This window comes from Streptomyces sp. NBC_01497 (genome assembly GCF_036250695.1).
Lineage (GTDB): Bacteria > Actinomycetota > Actinomycetes > Streptomycetales > Streptomycetaceae > Streptomyces.
The window spans coordinates 3,594,111-3,613,334 of the sequence record NZ_CP109427.1 but is presented as its reverse complement, the minus strand read 5'-3'; the positions used below and the strand labels follow the sequence as shown (position 1 = coordinate 3,613,334).

Below are 19,224 nucleotides of genomic sequence, written 5' to 3'. Positions count from 1 at the left end.
GGGGCCCGCGCGGTTACGCTCGCCGGATGATCGAGGTACCCGCCGCGCTCGCGCGGGCGCAGGCGAAGTACGAGGGCGACGCGGGGCGCGCGTTCGTCGCCGCGCTGCCCGGGCACGCGGCGGATTTCCTGGCCCGCTGGCGGCTGCGCCGCACCGGGCCCGCGCGGCACGGCATGACCGCGCTGGTCCTGCCCGTCGTACGGGAGAGGGACGGGACGCCCGCCGCGCTCAAACTCCAGCTGCTGACCGCCGAGTCCGAGGGCGAGGCGGCGGCGCTCGCGGCCTGGGCGGGCGACGGCGCGGTACGGCTGCTCGCGCACGGCGAGGCCGACGGTACCGGTGTGCTGCTGCTGGAGGCCGCCGACCCGGCCGCCGACCTGGACGGGCTGCCCGCGCGGCGCGCCGTCGAGATCATCGCGCGGCTGCTGGCCCGGCTGACGTCCCGGTCGGCCCCGGCGGGCGTACGCTCCCTCGCCGACGGCACGGCCCGCATGCTGGCCGGGATCGGGGACGTACCGCCCGCTTTCCCGCACGCGCCGCTGCTGCGGGAGTGCGCCGCCGTCGTACGGGAGGTCGTCGACGAGCCCGGCGACCGGCTGCTCCACTGGGACCTGCACTTCCGCAACGTCCTGGGCTCCCGCAGGCCCACCGGCGACGGGGGCGAGGACGCGTGGCTCGCGATCGACCCCAAGCCGCTCGCGGGACACCCCGGCTTCGACCTCTTCCCCGCGCTGCGCAACCGCTTCGACCCCGACGACGTGGCCGCGCGGTTCGACCTGATGACCGGGATCCTCGGCCTGGACCGGGCCCGGGCCCGCGCCTGGACGCTGGCCCGTGTACTCCAGCAGGGCCTGTGGGCATGGCGGGACGGCGAGCCCCTCGGCGAGGATGAGGCGTTCGTGGGGCGGACGCTGCTGGCGCGCGGGGCGGTGTCCGGGCAGGGTGGTGGACATGATTCGTAGTGCGACCCCCGACGACGTGCCCGAGATCCATGCGATGGTCCGCGAACTCGCGGAGTACGAGAAGGCGCTGCCCGAGGCCCGCGCCACCGAGGCGGAGCTCCATGAGGCCCTGTTCGGCGACCGGCCCGCCGTGTACGCCCACCTGGCCGTGGATGACGAGACCGGCGGCGCGGTCGGCTTCGCGCTGTGGTTCCTCAACTTCTCCACCTGGCGCGGTGTGCACGGCATCCACCTGGAGGACCTGTACGTACGCCCCGACCGCCGGGGCGCGGGCCACGGCAAGGCGCTGCTCGGGGAACTGGCGCGGATCTGCGGGGAACGCGGCTACGGGCGCCTGGAGTGGTCCGTCCTCGACTGGAACGAACCGTCGATCGCCTTCTACCGCGCCCTGGGCGCCCTCCCGCAGGACGGGTGGACGGTCTACCGCCTGACGGACGACGCGCTCACGGCGCTGGGCGGCGCGCGGGGGCCGGGCGCGTAGAGGCCGGGGAACGCGCCACGGTCCCGTGGACCGCGCGGCAGGTCCCGCGGCGCGGTGCGTGTGCCGCGTGAGCGTCAGGTGGTGCGGTCGGCCATCGGGCCCGGCGTCCGCGGGGCGCCCGGCGGCGGCTCGGCGTCGACCCCCCTGCTCCCGGGCTTCGCGTTGATCAGCAGGAAGGCCAGGACGGCCGCCGCCAGCATGATCAGGGCGGCCACGGCGATGGCGACGGTGAAGCCGTGCGTGACGCCCGCGTTGGTGAGGGAGCGGCGCTGGGCCTCGGTCAGCCGGCCGCCGTGCTGCGCCGCCGCGGCCGGCAGGTGCGAGGCCAGCCAGGTGCTGGTGACCGTCGCGGCGATGGTGTTCAGCAGCGCCGTACCGATCGAACCGCCCACCTGCTGAGCCGTGTTGACGGTCGCGGAGGTCACACCCGCGTCGCGCGGGGCGACACCCGATGTCGCCGTGGCGATGGCGGGCACGAAGACCAGGCCGAGGCCGAGACCGAGCAGGAGTGTGCCCGGCAGGATGTGGCCCACGTAGGAGGAGTGGATGTCGAGGAACGTCAGGATGTACAGGCCGCCGGCCGCCATCAGCAGGCCGGGCCCGATCAGCAGGCGTGCCTGGACGCGGTTGAGCAGCCTCGCGGAGATCTGCGTCGACCCGAGAATGATCATTCCGGACATCGGGAGGAACGCGAGACCGGCCCGCAACGCGGAGTAGCCCAGGACGTTCTGCAGGTAGAACGTCATGAACAGGAACACACCGAACAGGCCGATGGTCGACAGGCACGTGGTCATCACCGCGCCGCCGCGTGAGCGGTCACCGATGATGTGCAGCGGCAGCAGGGGGTGTGCCGCCCGGTTCTGCCACACGGCGAACGCCGCGAGCAGCGCGACCCCGCCGATGAGGAGCCCCAGCACGACGGGGGACGACCAGCCGCGCGACTCCGCCTCGTTCAGCCCGTACACGATCGCGACCAGGCCGCCGCAGCCGAGGACCACACCGGGGATGTCCAGCCGTGCCTCGCGGTGCCCCTGCCTGTCGTGCAGCAGGGCGATCGCGCCGGCCATGGCGATCGCGGCGATCACGACGTTCACGTAGAGGCACCAGCGCCAGTCCAGATACTCGGTGAGCACACCGCCGAGCAGCAGTCCGATCGCGGCGCCGCCACCCGCGATCGCGCCGTAGATGCCGAACGCCTTCGAGCTCTCCTTGCTGTCGGTGAAGGTCGTGGTGAGCAGCGAGAGCGCGGACGGCGCCAGGAGCGCGGCGAACACACCCTGGAGCGCGCGGGCGCCGAAGAGCATGGCCGAGTTCTGCGCGGCACCGCCGAGGGCCGAGGCGATCGCGAATCCGACGAGGCCGATCATGAACGTGCGCTTCCGGCCGACGAGGTCGGCGATCCGGCCGCCCAGCAGCAGGAGCCCGCCGAAGGCCAGGGTGTACGCGGTGATGACCCACTGCCGGTTCCCGGTGCTGAGCCCCAGGTCGCGCTGGGCGGACGGCAGGGCGATGTTCACGATGGTCGCGTCCAGGACGACCATCAGCTGGGCGAGCGCGATGACCGCGAGGGCCCACCAGCGGTGCGCGTCCTGCTCTTCTGGCTGCTGGGCCGCCGGCGCGTCGTGGGAGGGGCCCGGGGTGCCGGACGGGGACGAGGGTTTCGCCGGATTGCTCATCGAGCGACGTCCTAACAGGAGGATCGCGACGGGGACCCCGGAGGGACCTCCGTACCGGAATATTCATGGTGTCATGAATTAATCGGCCCCGGGCACGTTTTCCGGCGCCTCCGGTACTTCCGGTGTCTTTCGGCGCCCCCGGCGGTCCCGAGTTCCCTTGTGCCGTGGGTGTTCTCCGGTGGTTCCGGGGCCTGGCCCGTCCTCCGGCGCGACCCGTGGGTCCGGGCCGGTGCCGGCGCTTCGCCGGGGCCGGTGTGTCCGGCGCTCACACGGGAGGCACCCCCGCCGCCTGCGCGGGAGGTGCCGCCTTCGTGGCCATCGCCACCGCTCGGGTGGACCGTTGTGTTGTTGTCCGTCCCTGTCCTGGCATGAGGACGACCTTTCCCATGGTCGCCCGCGTCTCCGGGCGACGGTGCGCGACGGCCGCGTCGGCCGGCGCCACGCGCTGTACCGCGGGCCGCGGCCGCCCGGCGGCGGCCTCGGCGAGCGCGCGGTTCTCCGGGGTGCGGATCCCGCCCGCCGATTCGAGCATGACAGCACCGAGCACGGCCTGCGAGGCGATGCCCCCGGCGCCCGGCACCGGCGCGGGTCCGGGACCTGCCGCCGGCCGCGGGTCCGGTCCCTCGCCCGGCCGCCCGAAGACCAGGTGCTTGCCGTCCCGCTCCAGGAAGCCGGCGAGCGTGCGGGCGACCCCGGGTCCGTGCCGGGCGGCGGACCCGGGCGCGGCACGTTGTCGGTGGGGTGCGCCAGGATGGGGGGATGGCAGCGAGGGCGCGGAAGACGACGGCGGGCGCGGGGCGGGGCGAGGACCGGGTGGCGGCCGCGAGGCGGCCCGAGGTGCGGCTGCCGCCGCTGACGCCGTACACGGGAGAGCTGGAGGCGGACGGGGACTTCGACGGGCTGGAGTTCCTGGGCGCGGACCTGGCACACCAGCAGGGACCCGGCGCGCGCTTCATGGACTGCGCGCTGACGGACTGCGTCCTGGACGAGGCGGATCTGGGCCACGCGCGGTTCATCGACTCGGTGCTGACGCGGATCCGGGGAGTGGGGACGGATCTGGGCGGCGCGGCGCTGCGGGACGTGGAGATCGTCGACGCCCGGCTCGGCGGTACCCAGTTGCACGGGGCCGGACTCGAACGGGTGGTGTTCAGGGGCGGCAAGATCGACTACCTGAACCTGCGGCAGGCGCGGCTCACGGACGTCGTCTTCGAGGGCTGCGTGCTGGCGGAGCCCGACTTCGGGGGCGCGCAGCTCACGCGCGTCGAGTTCCGCGACTGCGCGCTGCGCCGGGCGGACCTGACGGGCGTGACGATGAAGGACGTCGACCTGCGCGCGGTGGGTGAACTCGATGTCGCGAAGGGGCTGGACCGGCTGGCGGGCGCGGTGATCAGCACGACTCAACTGCTGGATCTGGCGCCGGCCTTCGCCGCGCATCTGGGCGTACGGGTGGCGGACTGAGGGGGGATCGCCCCGCAGGGCGCCGGCATCCGGACATTTTGAAGGCCCCGGTCTGGGGGGGTGACCGGGGCCTTCACAGTGCTCCGGAGCGAACCCCTGATGTGGGGGGAGGAAGCGCGTCGGACTCCGCTTCCCGGGGCGCTGCACCGGCAGCTCATCGTCTGCCCTTGCCGCCCGGATGTATGTGTTCTTCCTCAAAAAAGAATGAGAGGAAACGGTGACCGACTGGTAACGCGCCGCTGACCTGCGGTTTTCAGTGCCCCGGCGAGCCGGGCTTCGCGACGGTGGCCGTGAGGACGGGCTGGAAGAAACCGGGTGTTCCCGATGAAGCCGACGGGTCCGACGAGTCGGTTCCGTTCGTGATGTCCCGAACATCCGGCCCGCCGCGATCCACCGCCGGGCCGGGCTCGCCCCGCCCGGCCGGATCGCCGTCGCCCGGCGCACGGCGGCCGTGCTGGTCCCCGTGCCCGCCCTGTCCGTCGTCACGACCGGGGGCGCCGGGCCGGCCGTGTCCGTCGTCGGGGGAGGCGGGGCCGTCGGGGTCGTCCCATCGCACGTCCGTGAAGCCCGCCCGCAGGACGAGGTCCGTCAGCTGCTGCCGCGAGATCGCCCAGTAGGTGGCGCGCCGGACCGCCAGCCGCCAGTCGTCCGTGTCCCGCGTACCACCGGAGCGGTGCGGGCTGTCCGTGCCGCGCGTGCCGTCAGTGTCGTGCGGCCTGTCCGTGCCGCGCGTGCCGTCAGTGTCGTGCGGCCTGTCCGTGCCGCGCGTGCCGTCAGTGTCGTGCGGCCTGTCCGTGCCGCGCGTGCCGTCAGTGTCGTGCGGGATCAACTGGAAGTGTTCGAGGTCGTAGTGCTCGCCGTCGTCGTGCCAGTGCCACAGCTGGAAGGTGACGGCCCGCCGTCCGTCGGGCAGCGTCGATGTGCGGGGCGCAGTGGAGCCGGGGCGCTCGCGCAGGATCGCGTCGTACGGCCGGACGGTCAGGACGAGCACGCCGCCGGGCCGCAGGACGTGCCGCATCCCCCTCAGCGCGGTGAGCACGTCGTCCTCGGTGAGGAGGTGGGGGAGCGAGTTGTCCGCACAGATGACGGCATCGAACGACGCCTCCCTGAAGGGGAGTTGCCGCATGTCCGCCACGGCGGCCACCCGGAGCGCCACCCCACGGGAACGGGCCTCGCCTCTCGCGCGGGTCACGGCGGCGGCGCTGATGTCGCCGGCGCAGACCTGGTGGCCGCGCCGTGCCAGTCCGATGGCCTGGGTACCGATGCCGCAGGAGCAGTCGAGCAGATCGAGCGCGTCGGACGCAGGGGGCGCGTCCGACGCCTGGGGCGCCGCCGCGTCTTGGCCGTACGCGTCGAGCCGGCCGAACTCGCCGACGCGGCCGTTCCGGCCGGGCCGCTCCCGGACGATCCGCGCCCGCAGGAGACGGTCGAGCGCGGCGCCCTGACGGTCGATCGCCGCGGCCCAGTCCGCGTACACGAGGTTGTAGTCGGCGGCCAGTTCGTCGTAGAAGCGGGCGACGGAGTGCGCGGTGGCGGTCATGCGCCGCAGGGTAGGGCAGGGCGGGCAGGCGCTCGACGGGTTTTCGCCGGGCGGGCGCGGTGGCATGGCACCGTGGGCCCATGGACTCTTCGCCCTCGTCCGCCTCTTCCCCCTCCGCCTCTCCCGGGCCCCGTCCCGCCCGGGGGCCGGAAGCGGACCATGTGCGTGACACGCGGTCCGGCTACGACGCCATCGCCGAGGACTACGCGGCGCACTTCAGGGCGGTCCTCGACGAACAAGCCCTGGACCGCGCGGTGCTGGGCGCGTTCGCCGAGATGGTGGCGCCACAGGGCCGGGTCCTGGACGTCGGGAGCGGGCCCGGCCGCGTCACCGCGTACCTGCACGGCCTGGGCGTGCGGGTGCGCGGGGTCGACCTGTCGCCCGCGATGGTGGCGCTCGCCACCCGGACGTTCCCCGCGGTGCCCTGTACGCAGGGCGAGATGACGGCCCTGGCCGAGGCGGACGGGGCACTGGCGGGGCTCGTCGCCTGGTACTCGGTCATCCATGTACCGCCGACGCGGCACCCGGAGGTCTTCGCGGAGTTCCACCGGGTGCTGGCCGAGGGCGGGTTGCTGCTGCTGGCCTTCCAGTTGCAGTCGGAAGACGGCGAAGTCCTGCACTTCGACGAGGCGTTCGGGCATGCGGTGCGGCTGGACTTCCACCGGCTGTCCATGGACCGGGTGTGCGGACAGTTGGCACGGGCCGGCTTCACGGTCCAGGCGCGGACGGTGCGGGAACCCGCGGCGGGCGAGAGCCAGGTCCGACAGGGGACGGTCATGGCGCGCAGAACGGGCGCGTAGCCGCGGACGGGAGGGGCGCGTACGTGCCGGGGCGCGGTACGCCCACGCCGACGCGGCCCGCACTCCACTCACCTGCTCCACGCGGGGGACGGCGGGGGACGGCGGGGTACGGCGGCGCCAAGTCCTCCCGCTCCCCTCTGCGGCCCGGGGGTGCCCGGCCGCGCTCGACGGGGGATACGGCACCGGGACGGTGCCGCACCGCGCCCGGGAGCGCGGTCGTACGGGGCGGGGACCACCCCTCGGCGACGACCACGGTGACGGTGGTCGTCGCCGAGGCTGTGGGCCGGCCGGCCGCGCCCCCCGCTGGGAGGTGGCGCGGCCGGGACGGTTCAGGGGCGGCTCACCCCTGGACACCTCCCGTCACACGTCGGTCAGCCGCGCAGTGGCACGTTCGTCGAGAGCGCCGTGACCTGGACCGTCCCGCTGTCCACCTGCTGCTTGAACGGGAGGGTCAGGTGCGTGGTCGAGGCGGGCGGAGTGATCTCCAGGTACGAGGCGTCGCCCGCGCCGCTGCCGGTGTGCGTCCACGACAGCACCGCCTGGGCCTGCCCGCCCGGAGCGAGGGCCAGTGTCGAGACGCCCGGATTGGACGCGTACCAGGTGGAACCCCACTGTGCCTTCGTGGGCAGTGTCCGGTGACCGGCGCCCTCCAGGCCGAGGCCCGGGTAGCCGCGCAGGGCGCACGTGCGGTGGCCGGTGTTGGTGAGCACGAGCTTGTTGCCCGCGTGGTTCATGCCACCCGCCAGCGGCTGGGTGAGTTTCGCGCTCAGGTCCGCCGTACGACAGGTGGGGGCCTTCGCCACGGCAGGAGTCGCCGAAGCGGTGGCCGCGGACGTCCCGGCCAGCAGCAGTGCACCCGTCGCCGCGGCGGCGACGGTACGGCTCGTGCGACGCATCGTCCGCACTTCCCTTCGTCGAGGTTCGTCGTTCCCGTAGGTCCCGCGGTGCCCGTCGTCCCCTGGTCCTGATCGGGCGGGTCCCGTGGGTCCCGTGGGTCCAGCAGGTCTCATGGGTCTCGTCGTGGGTCCCGCACGGACGAGAAGCGCCACGAGTACCGGTACGGATACCGCCCGTACGCGCTCTGTTCGCACAGATGCGTCTGCCCCCACCTGTTCGGGTGAACGCCCCGGCCCAGGAGCCACGAGAAGGCGGAGCGATTCGGGAGGGGAGAGATGCGAGCGGGGAGGAGAGATGCGAGCGGGAAGGAGAGATACGAGCGGCACGTACGGGATACACGTACGGGACGACCGATCGAGGAGGACGCACATGCCCACGCCGCAGATCAAGGACGAGGAGACCTACCAGGCACTGCGCCGCGAGGGCGCGAGCGAGGAGAAGGCCGCGCGCATCGCCAACAGCGCCGCCCGTGGCTCCCGCAGCGCGGTCGGTGCGCGGGGCGGCGCCGCCGGGGCCTACGAGCGGCGTTCCCGTGACGACCTGTACGCGGAGGCGAAGAAGATCGGTATCGAGGGGCGGTCGAAGATGACCAAGGACGAACTGATCAAGGCACTCCGCAACCACTGAGCGCGACCCCCGGCAGGGCGCCCACGCGGGCCCGCAGCGGAGCGCCCGCAGCGGACCGCCCGGAATCCGGGACGCACGGAATCCGGCGCCCGGAACCCGGATCGCCCGGAATCGCGGAACCCGGATCGCCTGGAATCCGGATCGCCCGGAATCGCGGGCCCCTGCGGCTGGCCGTCGGCGCGCCGCGGGGGCACGCTGGTAACGGACCGGGAACCGCGACCAGGGGCGTGCATGGAAGATCAGGGGAGCGAGCGGCCACCTGAGGCAGCGCCGGACATCGCGCCGGAGGACGTGCCGCAGGCGGGCCTGCCGCCGGACAGTCGGCCCGTCGGCGGTGACTGGGAGGCCTCGGACGAGGCGCAGTTCCGCGCGGTCGAAGCGACGCTGGAGGCCGAGGGGCTACGCCGCGAGGTGGACGGGCTGCGGCATGCGCTGGAGTCCCATCCCGTGATCGACATGGCGCGAGGGCTGGTCATGGCCGCGGGCAGATGCACCCCCGACGAGGCGTGGCGGGTGCTGGTCGAGGTGTCGCAGCACACGAACATCAAGCTGCGCGAGATCGCGCAGAGCCTCGTCGAAGGGGTTGACGGAGCGCCCCCCGACCCGCCGGTGCGCGAGGCGCTGAACGCGTCGCTGCGTCGACTGGACGAGGAGCGGCGGGAGCCCGGGTAACCGGAGTACCCGAGTAGTCGGGGTACCCCAGTAGCCCGGATACCGGATACCGGGCGGGCGGTCCCAATGCCCACGCCTCACCCCGGCCACGGACGGACTCGGCCGACGGCCACCGGCGCCGTCCCGGTCGCCACCGCCCCGGTCGTGTGAACGCCGGTTCCCCCCGTCCGTACGACCGCCGGTTCTCCGGGCTTGGCTGCCGCCCTCGCTCGCACCCACGCACCGGGACCCGCACCCTCGCACCGGCCGACCGGCCTGAGGCGCCCTGAGGCACGGTGACCGAGTGCCGAGCGGCGGTCCCATTTCCTGGCGTCCCGGCCGGGACGCGCTTCCCTGACGCCAGGACCGCACGTCACCCGTCGCGCGCGGTCCTGGCGTCCAGGACCGTCTGTCCCCACCGCGTCCACGAAGTGCCGTGGTCAACGTGGTCCACGGCATCCCGCGGTCAGCGTGCCGTGGACCGGTCTTCCGTCAGCCCTGTGCCGCCGTCTCCCGGCTCCGTCGTGTGCGGCCACCTCAGCAGCGCCCCGAGTCCGCCGATCGGGCCCCGGAGGCGGCGCGCGCGCTCGTCCTCGGCCAGCGTCCCGTCCTCGTCGATGGCCGCCTGGTCGGACAGCGCGGAGCCGGATGCGGAGCCTGCCTCCTGGCCGGCGCCGTTGCCGTTGGCGCTCCCGTTTCCGGCGCGGGATCCGATCCCGTCGCCCCGCTCGTCCGGCGCGGGTTCCACGAGGACGACGTCGGCGCCCGTCATCGTCGCGGAGCGGATCAGGGCGTCGTCCGCGCGCGTGGCGAACGGCTCGGGGACGCCCAGGTAGCGGGTGTCCGTGCGGCGCGTCGCGAGCTGGTCCGGGGCCGCTCCGGCCCAGACCTCGCGATTCGCGTCCGAACCCTGCGGTTGCACGAACAGCGTCCCGATGCGGTGCTCCCGGGCCGCCTCGACGAGTGCGGGCACCCCCTCCGCGGCGTCGGGGCGGACCCCGGAGATGGTGCTTCCGGCGCGGAAGCGGTCGAGCGCGTCGGACGTCCGGTCGACCGCGAACAGGCGCATGGCCTCCATCACGTCCTCGTCCAGCAGCCTGTTGTCCGCGCCCCGCGCCCGGCCGCCGTGCGGCGTCTCGACGACGGTGGCGTTCAACTGCCGTGGCAGGTGGACGCGTACGGTCCGCCGCTCGCGGTCGTCGCCCGCGAGGACCACCAGCCCGGCGCCGGTCTCGGCGAGTTTCGCCGTGAGTGCCTCGGCGGTGTTCCTGGCGTTCGCCTCCCAGGTGTTCTCGACGGTCATCTGGAAGTGGCGGTCGTCGCCCTGCTCGGGCGCCGTCGTGACGTGGACGGGGAAGTCGTCGCCGTCCTCGCCGTCGACGCTGCCCGCCGGGCGGTTGCCGCCGGAGGGCGTGCGCAGCTCGAAGTCCGCGCCGACGCGGTCGATGTACGCGACGAGGCAGAGCGGCTCCGGGGGCGCCAGCTGTAGCAGCGGCGCGACATGCGGGAGCGGCCCCCAGCTGGTGGCCGTCTCGGTGGGCGGGGCGATGGTCAGGGCGGGTTCGAGTACCACCTCGCCGTGCGCGGCGAAGATCGCCCGGCCGCCCGTGCTGACCCGGCCGCTCGCGCCGCCGCCCTGAACGTCCTCCGCGACCGCGTCGCCCGGCAGGCGCGGGTCGCTCGCGTACGCGTCGAGCGCGTCGCCCACGGCCTTGCAGGTGGCCTCGTCCGCGCCCTGTGCCGCGAGGTCCGCGCAGACCTGCCGGCTGAGCAGCGCGTGCCGGCCGCTCGGGGCCTGATCGGCGGCGGAGGTGTCGACGTAGACGGAGGCCCAGGGGCCGGGACGTTCGTAGAGGGGCGCGAGGGGTGCGAGGTTCATTTGCTCCTCCGGTGGTAGCCAGGAGTTGCCGTTACCGGCGCATGTGCGCCTGGAACGGCGCGAGTACCCGACGACGCTGCCCCTATACCTCCCTGTGAGCGCCCTCACCCGCCGGCGATAAAAAAGATTTTCGTCATTTGTGATGTTTTATCCGTTTCCTACCGGGGATGAATCAGTCGTGCTTCGGACCGGAGGCATGTCCGTGGGAGCGGCAACCCGCTTCCGGGCGTGTGGTGCGTCTGGTCCCGAGAAGTCGCCCTCCGCGGTGGGGTTCCGAACCGTTCGAGGATGGGTGAGCACAGATGGCTACGAGCGTGTCTTCCCGTACGGGCGCAGGGCGGTCGCGCACCGCGCCGAAACATCCGCACGACGACGCGCCGGACACCTCGGAGGACTTCGCGCGACTCGCGCGGCTGACCGGTGAAGGCCCGGGGACCGAGGCCGAGAGGGAGCGCATACGTCAGGCGGTGGTCACGGCCTGGCTGCCGCTCGCCCACCGCATGGCATGGCGCTATCGCAACCGCGGTGAGGCGCTGGAGGACCTGCGGCAGGTCGCCGCACTCGGCCTGGTGAAGGCGGTCCGCCGCTACGATCCCTCGCGCGGCGTCGCGTTCGAGAGCTATGCCGTCCCGACGGTCGACGGCGAGCTGAAGCGCCACTTCCGGGACTACATGTGGACGGTGCACGTGCCGCGCCGCGTGCAGGACCTGCGCGGCCGTATCCGCAAGGCGCGCCAGGAACTCTCCCAGACGGGCGAGGTCTCCGGGCACTCCCCGACGACCGCGGAGATCGCGGCGCACGCGGGCCTCACGGAGCAGGAGGTCACGGACGGCATGGAGGCCATGGAAAGCTTCACCTCGCTCTCCCTGGACGCCCAGTTCCACGGCCCCGCCGACAGCTACGCGCCCGCCCTCGCCGACACCCTCGGCGAGCCCGACCCCGCGATCGACGTCGTGATCGACCGGGAGGCCGTCAAGCCCCGGCTGTGCGAACTCCCGGCCCGCGAACGCAAGGTGCTCTATCTCCGGTTCTTCCAGGACATGACGCAGAGCAAGATCGCCGAGGATCTGGGCGTCTCGCAGATGCACGTGTCCCGCCTGCTGAGCCGCTCGTGCTCCCGCATCAGGGAAGAGGTCCTCGCGGACCGCGGCTGAGGGCAGGCGTGCCCCGGACCCTGGCACCGCGTACGGGCTCCGGGCACGGCGGAGCCGCGAGCCCGACCCCTGGACGCTGAGCAGGCGTCCGTCGCACCGGTCAACGGACGCACCGGTCGCCCGTCGTCCGTCGTACCCGTCGTCCGTCGTACCCGTCAGCCGTCGTACCCGTCAGCCGACGTACCCGTCAGCCGTCGCCACGGTCGTCCGACGCACCTGTCAGCTGTCGCCACCCGTCGTCCGTCAGCCGGTCGGAGCCGTCAGTCCTCCAGGAACGTCGGGTCCACGTGGCGCAGGCGCTCGGGGGAGGCCTGGATGTCGATCTCCACGATCCGGCCGCCGCTGACGGTGAAGCCGAGCACCGAGTGCAGCTCACCGTCCTTCGTGGTCACGACCCCGATCGCACCGTTGACGAGCGCGATCCGGGACCGCATCCGCCCTCCGGCGGTCCGGCTGAACAGCGACGCCTGGCCGGCGACCTTGTGCGCACCGCGCAGGTAGCGGTTGACGGACGCGGGGACCGGCGTCGACGTGGGGCTGTGCTCGCTGCGCAGGACCACGTCCGGGTCGAGGACCGCGACGAGCGCGTCGAAGTCGCCGGCCCGGGACGCCAGCAGGAACGCCTCCACCACCGCGCGCTGCCGCGGCAGGTCCGCGTCAGGGGTCGGCGCGGAGCCCCGCACCCGGCGCCGGGCCCGGCTCGCGAGCTGCCGTGTCGCGGCGGGCGTACGGTCCACGACCGGCGCGATCTCCTCGAACGGCATCCCGAACATGTCGTGCAGCACGAACGCCAGCCGCTCCGCGGGCGTCAGGGCCTCCAGCACCACCAGCAGCGCGAGCCCCACCGAGTCGGCCGTCAGGGCCTGGTGTTCGGGGTCGGCCGGGCCGTGCCGGTCGACCATCGGCTCGGGCACGTAGGCCTCGGCGTCGTAGGAGTCCTCGCGCCGCGCGGCCCGTGACCTCAGCATGTCGAGGCAGACCCGGCTGACGACCGTCGTCAGCCACCCGGACAGGTTGTCGATCGCGTCGGTGTCGGCGCGGCTCAGCCGCAGCCACGACTCCTGGATCGCGTCGTCGGCCTCGCTGAGCGAGCCGAGCATGCGGTACGCGACGGCGCGCAGATGGCCCGTGTCCTGCGCGAACCGTTCCGCCAGCCATGTGTTGCCGTCCACCGGTCACATCCTTCGGTCGGGATTCGTCACAGCCCTGACGGATCGGGGGCGCCCGGTGTGACGGGGGAACGCCGTTCGCCGCGCCCCGTCTTCCCGTGGACCGCCGTACGGCGACGCTCCGCGTGACGACCGGCCGCGAGCTGTCCCCGGGACGGGGCACCGCCGCCGGTCCGTGTCCCCGGCCCGCCTTCGGGGGGAGGCGGGCCGGGGGACTCACCCTCCGGCGGTGGTGGTCGCGGCGAGCCAGCTCGCGATCAGGTCCAGCTCCTCGGGACGCGGGTCACCGGTGAGGGTCAGCACGTCCCCGCGGGGGCCGGTCAGGATCGCCTCTCGGTGCGGTGACCTGCCGATCCAGCTCATGGTGAGCCGTACCGCCTCGGACACCACGCCCGCGGGGACCTCCGCCGCGAAGCCGGCGGTGTCACCGTCGGCGCGCAGGGGGTCCGTACCGCGGCCGGCCGGCTGCAGTTCGGCGAGGCCGCGCAGAAGATCCTCGGTGGACTCCTCCCACCAGGCCCCGGGCTCGCTCGCCGTATCGTCCCTGGCCGCGTCGGCGGCTCTCAGCTCGTACGTGATCCGTACCTGTCGTGCTGCGCACATGGTGTCCCCCGTGGCCCCGAGGCCATGGCCGTCATGATGGCTGCCGCACCCCTGCGGCCTCCGTGGCCCGCCAGTATGGCCATGGAGGCGGCGGAAACGGAGGCGGCGCTACCGGAGTGCTGTGCTTGGTCGACGGCTGCCCGGTCCTCGCGGTGGCCGGGCCGGCCCGGCAGGGGTCGTCCCGGGCGTCGTTGTCCGCTGCTCCCGTCGCGGCTCCCGACCGGGCTCCCGGCGACGGTCCGCGGCCGTTCCCGGCGTTTGTTCGCGGCGGAAGAGGGGCGGGAACGGGCTCCGTGCACGGAGCCCGCACCGTGGCCACCCGGGGCGCCCCGAGCACACGCCCTTTCCCTGCCCCGCGTGCGGCCCTCGCCGCACACCGCTCCAGTCCCGCGTGCGGCCCCCGGCTCCACGTTCCGTCTGGGGGTCCCGCCGCTCTACGCGCCGCGCGCCGAACGCGACGCGGACGCCGGGCCGGACAGGGAAGGCGAGGGGGCCGGTGCCGGGCGCGGTTCGCTACGGTGATCGCCCTCCCGTGCCAGATGGGCCAGCAGCTCCAGCTTCTCGTGCGACTCGGTGCCCGCCCGCGCGTGGTACGTGACGAGGACCTGGCCCGGCGCGTTCGGCAGAGCGAGCTTCTCGTAGCTCAACTCCATCGCACCCACCTGGGGATGGTGGAAGCGGGACGAGCCGCTCGTCTTGAGCCGGACGTCCTGCCGGGCCCACAGGGTCCTGAACCGCTCGCTGCGCAGGCTGAGCTCGCCGACGACCTCGACCAGGCGCGCGTCGTCCGTCCCTGCGCCGACCACGGAACGCAGGTACGCCACGACCTTCGCGGTCATGCCCTCCCAGTCCTCGTACAGCTCTCGCATCTCGGGTTCGAGGAACGCCGCCCGCAGGGTGTTCACACCCGGTGCGAAGTACGGGCTGAGCGCGACGGCCACCGGGTTCGCGGCCAGTGTGGTCATGGACCGGCCCTGCACCAGCGCGGGCGTCGCGGGCCAGCTGTCGATCAGGCTCCGCACACCCGGACTCACCCGCTCGGGCCGCGCGGTGCGCCGGCGCCGGGCGGGCGGGGCGGGCCGGCCCAGGTCGTAGAGGTAGCGCTCGGCGTCCTCGTCGAGCTGGAGTGCGCCGGCGAGGGCGGTCAGTACCTGGTCGGAGGGGTGCTTGTCGCGGCCCTGCTCCAGGCGCAGGTAGTACTCGACGCTGATGCCCGCCAACAGCGCGACCTCCTCCCGCCGCAGACCGGGCACGCGCCGCCGGGTCCCGCCCGGCAGTCCCGCGTCCTGCGGGCGCAGCCGCTCCCGGCGTACCCGCAGGTAGCCGCCGAGTGTCGTGGTCGCCATGCGTCCACCGTACGACCGCGGGGTCGCCGCAGCCTGTCCCCGCCGGTACCAGGGTCGGCGGGGCATACCGTGCGGCGCCGCGGGCGTCGCACCCTGACCGTATGAACACCACGCACACCATGAACGCAGGCGGCGCCACCACGACCTCACCCGCCCGTCTGACCACACCCTTCGGCTTCGCGTCCACCGCCGACGAGGTCCTCGCGGGCGTCGACCTCACCGGCCGCCGGGCCCTGGTCACCGGCGCCACGTCCGGCGTCGGTACGGAGACGGCCCGCGCGCTCGCGGCGGCCGGCGCGCGGGTGGTCCTCGGCGTGCGGAACACGGCCGCCGGGGCGGACACCGCGGCCCGCATCACCGCGGCCACCGGCAACCCGCACGTCGCGGTACGCCGCCTCGACCTGGCCGACCTGCCCTCCGTGCGGGCCTTCACCGAAGCGTGGCCCGCCGAGGAGCCGCTGCACATCCTCGTCAACAACGCCGGAATCATGGCGCTGCCGGAACTGACCCGTACGCCCGAGGGCCACGAGAAGCAGTTCGCGGTCAACTTCCTCGCACACCACGCCCTGACCATCGGCCTGCACCGGGCCCTCGCCCGCGCCGACGGCGCGCGGATCGTCTCCCTCAGTTCGAACGCCCACCTCGGGGCCCCGGTGGTCTTCGACGACCTGGACTACCGATTCCGCCCCTACGTGCCGATCCTCGCGTACGGCGAGTCGAAGACGGCGGACGTACTGCTGGCGGTCGAGGCGACGCGCCGCTGGGCCGACGACGGGATCCTCGCCAACGCGGTCCACCCCGGCGCGATCGCCACCAACCTCCAGCAGCACACCGGCGGCCTGCAGACCCCGGTCGAACGGCGCAAGACGGTGCGTCAGGGGGCGGCGACATCCGTCCTCGTCGCCGCCTCGCCCCTGCTGGAGGGCGTGGGCGGACGCTACTTCGACGACTGCGACGAGGCCGTGATCCTCACGGAGCGCCCGCCGCTGTTCGGCGGCGGCGTCGCCCCCTTCGCCCTCGACCCGGCCAACGCCCACCGCCTGTGGGAGACGGCCGCGAGCCTGACGGGGGCGGGCGCCTGAGCGCTGTCGCCGCCGTCGTCGTCGCAGGTCACATGCCTCACGAATGCGGCCCGGACCGGCCGCCCCGACCCGTCCGCCGGGCCCGGGAGGTGGGGCGGGGGGCGAGGCGCAGGTGGGGCGGAGGCAGGGGCGCGGGCGGGTCAGGCCACCCGCAGGTCCGCTATCGCCTCCTCGTTCCAGGTGATGCCGAGCCCGGGCGTCTCCGGGGGTATCACCGCGCCGTCCTCGATCACCAGCTCGCTGGTGGTGATCGCGCCGAGCTGCGGAATGTGCTCCACGTACATCCCCGCCGGTACCGCGCACGCGAGGCTCGCGTGGAGTTCCATCAGGAAGTGCGGCGCCACCTTGACGTTGAACGCCTCCGCCGCGTGCGCGACCTTCAGCCAGGGCGTGATGCCGCCGACGCGGGCCACGTCGACCTGGACGATGCCGGCGGCCCCCGCACGCAGGTACTCCGCGAAGTGCCCGACGCTGTACATCGATTCGCCGACCGCGATCGGCACCGACGTGGAGCGGGCGAGGCGCTCGTGGCCGGCGATGTCCTCCGCCGGCAGGGGCTCCTCGAACCACGCGATGTCGAGCGGTTCGTAGGTACGGGCCCGGCGGACGGCCTCCGCGCCGGTCAGCGACTGGTTGGCGTCGACCATCAGCTCGAACGCGGGCCCGACCGCGGCGCGCACCGCCGTGAGGCGTTCCGCGTCCTCCCCGGCCGTGGGCTTGCCGACTTTCAACTTCGCGCCGCGCAGGCCCCGTTCCTTCGCCGCGCGGACGTTCTCGACGAGCGCGTCGGTCGGCAGGTGCAGCCAGCCGCCCTCCGTGTCGTACACCGGCAGCCGGTCGTGCGCGCCGCCCGCGAGCCGCCACAGCGGTTCGCCGGCGCGCAGGCACCGCAGGTCCCACAGCGCGGTGTCGACGGCGGCGAGCGCGAGGGAGGTCAGAACGCCGAAGGCGGTGGCGCGTGTGGAGGCGAGCATCCGGCCCCAGATGCCCTCGATGTCGCGCGCGTCCCGGCCGATCAGTCCGGCCTCCAGATGATCGCGCAGCAGTGCGACGACCGACGAACCGCCGCTGCCGATCGTGTACGAGTAGCCGGTGCCGCGCAGGCCGTCCCCGGTCTCGATGGTGACGAGGATCGTCTCCTGGCGTACGAACGTCTGGGACGCGTCGGTGCGCAGCGTCTCCGGTTCGATGTTGACCAGCCTGGTTTCTATCCTCTTGATCGTCGTACCGGCCGCTCCGGCCGTCGCGGTCCTCGCGTGCGTCGAACTGGGCATGACCCGCCTTCTCGCTTCCCGTGTTCCGTGCGGTGTGTTCTGTGCGGTGGTTCTGTGCTGTGTGCTGTGTGCTGTGTGCTGTGTGTCGCGTGTCGCGTGTTCTGGGCCGGTGTTCCACAGGGTCCCCGCGCCGGACTGTCGCCGCCCCGCGTCCGCCTGTTGTGGGGGCGCGCGCCCATGTTGGTTCCGCGGGGAAGGCCGCGAGCACGGGCTCCGGATGGGGCGCGTGCGGCGGAGCCGGGCGCCGGCTAGGCGGCCGTCGTCGCGGCCACCGGGCGCTTGTCCCTGCGTCGCCAGTCCTCCTCGATGTCCTCCAGCGAGCGGCCCGCGGTCTCCGGCACGCAGGTGAGGACGAAGACGAGTCCGGCCGCCGACAGGACGCCGTAGATCCCGAAGATCCAGAAGTGGATCGCGCCGAGGATGTCCGGGAACGTCAGCGAGAACAGGAAGTTGAAGAGGTACTGCGTGAACGTCACCACGCCCATGCCGAGCGCGCGGGCCCGCAGCGGCAGGATCTCCGGGATGTACAGCCAGAACACCGGGCCGAGTCCGAAGCCGAACGCGAAGGTGAAGACGAAGACGCAGATGATGTCGAGCACGGTCACGTGCGGGAACAGCGCCAGCAGGAGCAGCGGCACGACCTGGCCGCCGAGGCTCAGTGCCAGCAGTTTCCGCCGGCCCATGCGGTCGATCAGCGGCAGCGAGAGTGCGGTGGAGACGACGAGCGCGCCCCCCACGCTGTAGTTGGCGATGATGCCGGTGTCGGTGGCGCCGCCGGTCGCGGAGGCGAACACCGTCGGCGCGTAGTAGACGACACCGTTGATGCCGGTGAAGACCTGGAAGAACGTCAGGACGAGACCGATGCCGATCGCGGGCCGGTAGCTGTGGAACAACTCGCGCAGCCCGGCGCCCTGCCGGCCGAGGCTGCCCCGGATCTCGCGGGACTCGCCGTCCGCCTCGGCGGTGGTGGCCCGCAGCCGTACGAGGACGTCGTGGGCCTCCTTGTCCCGGCCGCGCAGGATGAGCCAGCGGGGGCTGTTGGGGCTGAAGCACATGCCGACGAAGAACAGCAGCGCGGGGATCGCGCCCAGGCCGAGCATCCACTGCCAGGCGCCGGAACCGCGCAGCGCGTCGCCGACGCCGTACGCGACGAGGATGCCGACGTTCACGCTCAGCTGGTACAGCGCGCTGATCAGGCCGCGGGTCCGCTTGGGCGCCAGCTCGGTCAGGTAGATCAGGCCGAACATGTTGGCCAGGCCGACGCCGAGGCCGAGGACGAAGCGGAACGTCAGCAGCACGGCCACGTTGCCCGACAGGGCGCAGCCGATCGAGCCGACGACGAAGATGAGGCCGGCCACCAGCAGCAGGTGGCGGCGGTCGAAGCGCTTCGCGGCGAGCGAACCGGCCACGATCGCGGGCAGGGCGCCGAGCAGGATCAGGCTGGTGACCAGTCCCTGTTCGGTGGACGACAGGCCGAAGGTCTTCGTCGCGAACGGGAGCGCGGTGGCGATGGCGCCCGAGTCGTAGCCGTAGAGCAGGCCCGCCATTCCACCGAGGACGGCGACTGCCTTGACGAACAGGGGGAGCGGCGGGGCCGGCGAGGTGGGGTCTGCCATGACGCCTCC

Annotated in this window: 17 protein-coding genes and 1 pseudogene; 8 read left to right on the top strand and 10 right to left on the bottom strand. The window is 73.4% G+C overall.

Annotated elements, in window-relative coordinates:
* Positions 1–26: 26 nt before the first annotated feature.
* Positions 27–962 carry an aminoglycoside phosphotransferase family protein gene (locus tag OG310_RS15425; protein WP_329456455.1) on the top strand — a complete coding sequence of 312 codons (936 nt, stop codon included), beginning with the start codon at positions 27–29 and terminating at the stop codon, positions 960–962.
* Positions 952–1,443 (top strand): GNAT family N-acetyltransferase, encoded by a 492-nt coding sequence (locus OG310_RS15420; protein WP_329456454.1) that lies wholly within the window; start codon positions 952–954, stop codon positions 1,441–1,443. The genes OG310_RS15425 and OG310_RS15420 overlap by 11 nt, the downstream gene beginning before the upstream one ends.
* Positions 1,444–1,517: 74 nt before the next feature.
* On the opposite strand, the gene OG310_RS15415 is transcribed toward OG310_RS15420, so the two are convergent.
* Together OG310_RS15415 and OG310_RS38550 are read right to left on the bottom strand one after the other, a co-directional pair.
* Entirely contained in the window at positions 1,518–3,119 is a 1,602-nt protein-coding gene (locus OG310_RS15415) for an MFS transporter (RefSeq protein WP_329456453.1), read from the bottom strand.
* Positions 3,120–3,384: 265 nt separating this feature from the next.
* A complete protein-coding gene (locus tag OG310_RS38550; protein ID WP_443078643.1) occupies positions 3,385–3,699 on the bottom strand; it encodes a hypothetical protein in 315 nt (104 codons plus the stop codon).
* A gap of 179 nt (positions 3,700–3,878) precedes the next feature.
* Between OG310_RS38550 and OG310_RS15405 the strand changes: the two genes are divergently transcribed.
* The gene (locus tag OG310_RS15405; RefSeq protein ID WP_329456452.1) at positions 3,879–4,577 is read left to right on the top strand and encodes a pentapeptide repeat-containing protein; all 699 of its coding nucleotides are present in this window, start codon (positions 3,879–3,881) and stop codon (positions 4,575–4,577) included.
* An 820-nt stretch (positions 4,578–5,397) separates the two neighbouring features.
* On the opposite strand, the pseudogene OG310_RS15400 reads toward OG310_RS15405, so the two are convergent.
* Positions 5,398–6,117: pseudogene (locus OG310_RS15400) on the bottom strand (class I SAM-dependent methyltransferase); the annotation flags it as partial.
* 161 nt (positions 6,118–6,278) lie between these two features.
* Between OG310_RS15400 and OG310_RS15395 the strand changes: the two are divergent.
* Positions 6,279–6,917: a class I SAM-dependent DNA methyltransferase gene (locus OG310_RS15395; RefSeq protein WP_329456451.1), complete on the top strand. Its 639-nt coding sequence runs from the start codon at positions 6,279–6,281 to the stop codon at positions 6,915–6,917.
* A 371-nt stretch (positions 6,918–7,288) separates the two neighbouring features.
* On the opposite strand, the gene OG310_RS15390 is transcribed toward OG310_RS15395, so the two are convergent.
* Complete coding sequence (locus OG310_RS15390; RefSeq protein WP_329456450.1) at positions 7,289–7,813, bottom strand: DUF4232 domain-containing protein; 525 nt, start codon at positions 7,811–7,813, stop codon at positions 7,289–7,291.
* A gap of 370 nt (positions 7,814–8,183) precedes the next feature.
* Between OG310_RS15390 and OG310_RS15385 the strand changes: the two genes are divergently transcribed.
* Together OG310_RS15385 and OG310_RS15380 are read left to right on the top strand one after the other, a co-directional pair.
* On the top strand, positions 8,184–8,441 hold the full coding sequence (locus OG310_RS15385; RefSeq protein WP_329456449.1) for a DUF7218 family protein: 258 nt from the start codon (positions 8,184–8,186) through the stop codon (positions 8,439–8,441).
* Between the two features lie 231 nt (positions 8,442–8,672).
* Positions 8,673–9,113, top strand: coding sequence for an ANTAR domain-containing protein (locus OG310_RS15380; protein WP_329456448.1), 441 nt, complete (start codon positions 8,673–8,675; stop codon positions 9,111–9,113).
* A gap of 445 nt (positions 9,114–9,558) precedes the next feature.
* On the opposite strand, the gene OG310_RS15375 is transcribed toward OG310_RS15380, so the two are convergent.
* The gene (locus OG310_RS15375) at positions 9,559–10,971 is read right to left on the bottom strand and encodes a baeRF2 domain-containing protein (RefSeq protein ID WP_329456447.1); all 1,413 of its coding nucleotides are present in this window, start codon (positions 10,969–10,971) and stop codon (positions 9,559–9,561) included.
* 302 nt (positions 10,972–11,273) lie between these two features.
* Between OG310_RS15375 and OG310_RS15370 the strand changes: the two genes are divergently transcribed.
* Entirely contained in the window at positions 11,274–12,125 is an 852-nt protein-coding gene (locus OG310_RS15370; protein ID WP_329456446.1) for an RNA polymerase sigma factor SigF, read from the top strand.
* A 260-nt stretch (positions 12,126–12,385) separates the two neighbouring features.
* Here the strand turns inward: OG310_RS15370 and OG310_RS15365 are convergent, their stop codons facing one another.
* From OG310_RS15365 to OG310_RS15355, 3 genes are all read right to left on the bottom strand, one after another.
* Entirely contained in the window at positions 12,386–13,297 is a 912-nt protein-coding gene (locus OG310_RS15365; protein ID WP_329456445.1) for a sigma-70 family RNA polymerase sigma factor, read from the bottom strand.
* Between the two features lie 213 nt (positions 13,298–13,510).
* Entirely contained in the window at positions 13,511–13,897 is a 387-nt protein-coding gene (locus OG310_RS15360) for a hypothetical protein (protein ID WP_329456444.1), read from the bottom strand.
* 434 nt (positions 13,898–14,331) lie between these two features.
* The gene (locus OG310_RS15355) at positions 14,332–15,243 is read right to left on the bottom strand and encodes a helix-turn-helix domain-containing protein (protein WP_329456443.1); all 912 of its coding nucleotides are present in this window, start codon (positions 15,241–15,243) and stop codon (positions 14,332–14,334) included.
* A gap of 101 nt (positions 15,244–15,344) precedes the next feature.
* Between OG310_RS15355 and OG310_RS15350 the strand changes: the two genes are divergently transcribed.
* Positions 15,345–16,325 carry an SDR family NAD(P)-dependent oxidoreductase gene (locus OG310_RS15350; RefSeq protein ID WP_329456442.1) on the top strand — a complete coding sequence of 327 codons (981 nt, stop codon included), beginning with the start codon at positions 15,345–15,347 and terminating at the stop codon, positions 16,323–16,325.
* Positions 16,326–16,465: 140 nt separating this feature from the next.
* Here the strand turns inward: OG310_RS15350 and OG310_RS15345 are convergent, their stop codons facing one another.
* Together OG310_RS15345 and OG310_RS15340 are read right to left on the bottom strand one after the other, a co-directional pair.
* On the bottom strand, positions 16,466–17,599 hold the full coding sequence (locus tag OG310_RS15345) for a mandelate racemase/muconate lactonizing enzyme family protein (protein WP_329456441.1): 1,134 nt from the start codon (positions 17,597–17,599) through the stop codon (positions 16,466–16,468).
* Positions 17,600–17,847: 248 nt separating this feature from the next.
* Positions 17,848–19,215 carry a sugar porter family MFS transporter gene (locus OG310_RS15340; RefSeq protein ID WP_329456440.1) on the bottom strand — a complete coding sequence of 456 codons (1,368 nt, stop codon included), beginning with the start codon at positions 19,213–19,215 and terminating at the stop codon, positions 17,848–17,850.
* Positions 19,216–19,224 lie beyond the last annotated feature (9 nt).

Coding starts and splice junctions, on each gene's coding strand:
- OG310_RS15425 (WP_329456455.1), top strand. CDS start 27: ATGATCGAGGTACCCGCCGCGCTCGCGCGGGCGCAGGCGAAGTACGAG.
- OG310_RS15360 (WP_329456444.1), bottom strand. CDS start 13,897: ATGTGCGCAGCACGACAGGTACGGATCACGTACGAGCTGAGAGCCGCC.
- OG310_RS15385 (WP_329456449.1), top strand. CDS start 8,184: ATGCCCACGCCGCAGATCAAGGACGAGGAGACCTACCAGGCACTGCGC.
- OG310_RS15420 (WP_329456454.1), top strand. CDS start 952: ATGATTCGTAGTGCGACCCCCGACGACGTGCCCGAGATCCATGCGATG.
- OG310_RS15405 (WP_329456452.1), top strand. CDS start 3,879: ATGGCAGCGAGGGCGCGGAAGACGACGGCGGGCGCGGGGCGGGGCGAG.
- OG310_RS15355 (WP_329456443.1), bottom strand. CDS start 15,243: ATGGCGACCACGACACTCGGCGGCTACCTGCGGGTACGCCGGGAGCGG.
- OG310_RS15340 (WP_329456440.1), bottom strand. CDS start 19,215: ATGGCAGACCCCACCTCGCCGGCCCCGCCGCTCCCCCTGTTCGTCAAG.
- OG310_RS15350 (WP_329456442.1), top strand. CDS start 15,345: ATGAACACCACGCACACCATGAACGCAGGCGGCGCCACCACGACCTCA.
- OG310_RS15415 (WP_329456453.1), bottom strand. CDS start 3,119: ATGAGCAATCCGGCGAAACCCTCGTCCCCGTCCGGCACCCCGGGCCCC.
- OG310_RS15370 (WP_329456446.1), top strand. CDS start 11,274: ATGGCTACGAGCGTGTCTTCCCGTACGGGCGCAGGGCGGTCGCGCACC.
- OG310_RS15390 (WP_329456450.1), bottom strand. CDS start 7,813: ATGCGTCGCACGAGCCGTACCGTCGCCGCCGCGGCGACGGGTGCACTG.
- OG310_RS15380 (WP_329456448.1), top strand. CDS start 8,673: ATGGAAGATCAGGGGAGCGAGCGGCCACCTGAGGCAGCGCCGGACATC.
- OG310_RS15345 (WP_329456441.1), bottom strand. CDS start 17,599: ATGCCCAGTTCGACGCACGCGAGGACCGCGACGGCCGGAGCGGCCGGT.
- OG310_RS15375 (WP_329456447.1), bottom strand. CDS start 10,971: ATGAACCTCGCACCCCTCGCGCCCCTCTACGAACGTCCCGGCCCCTGG.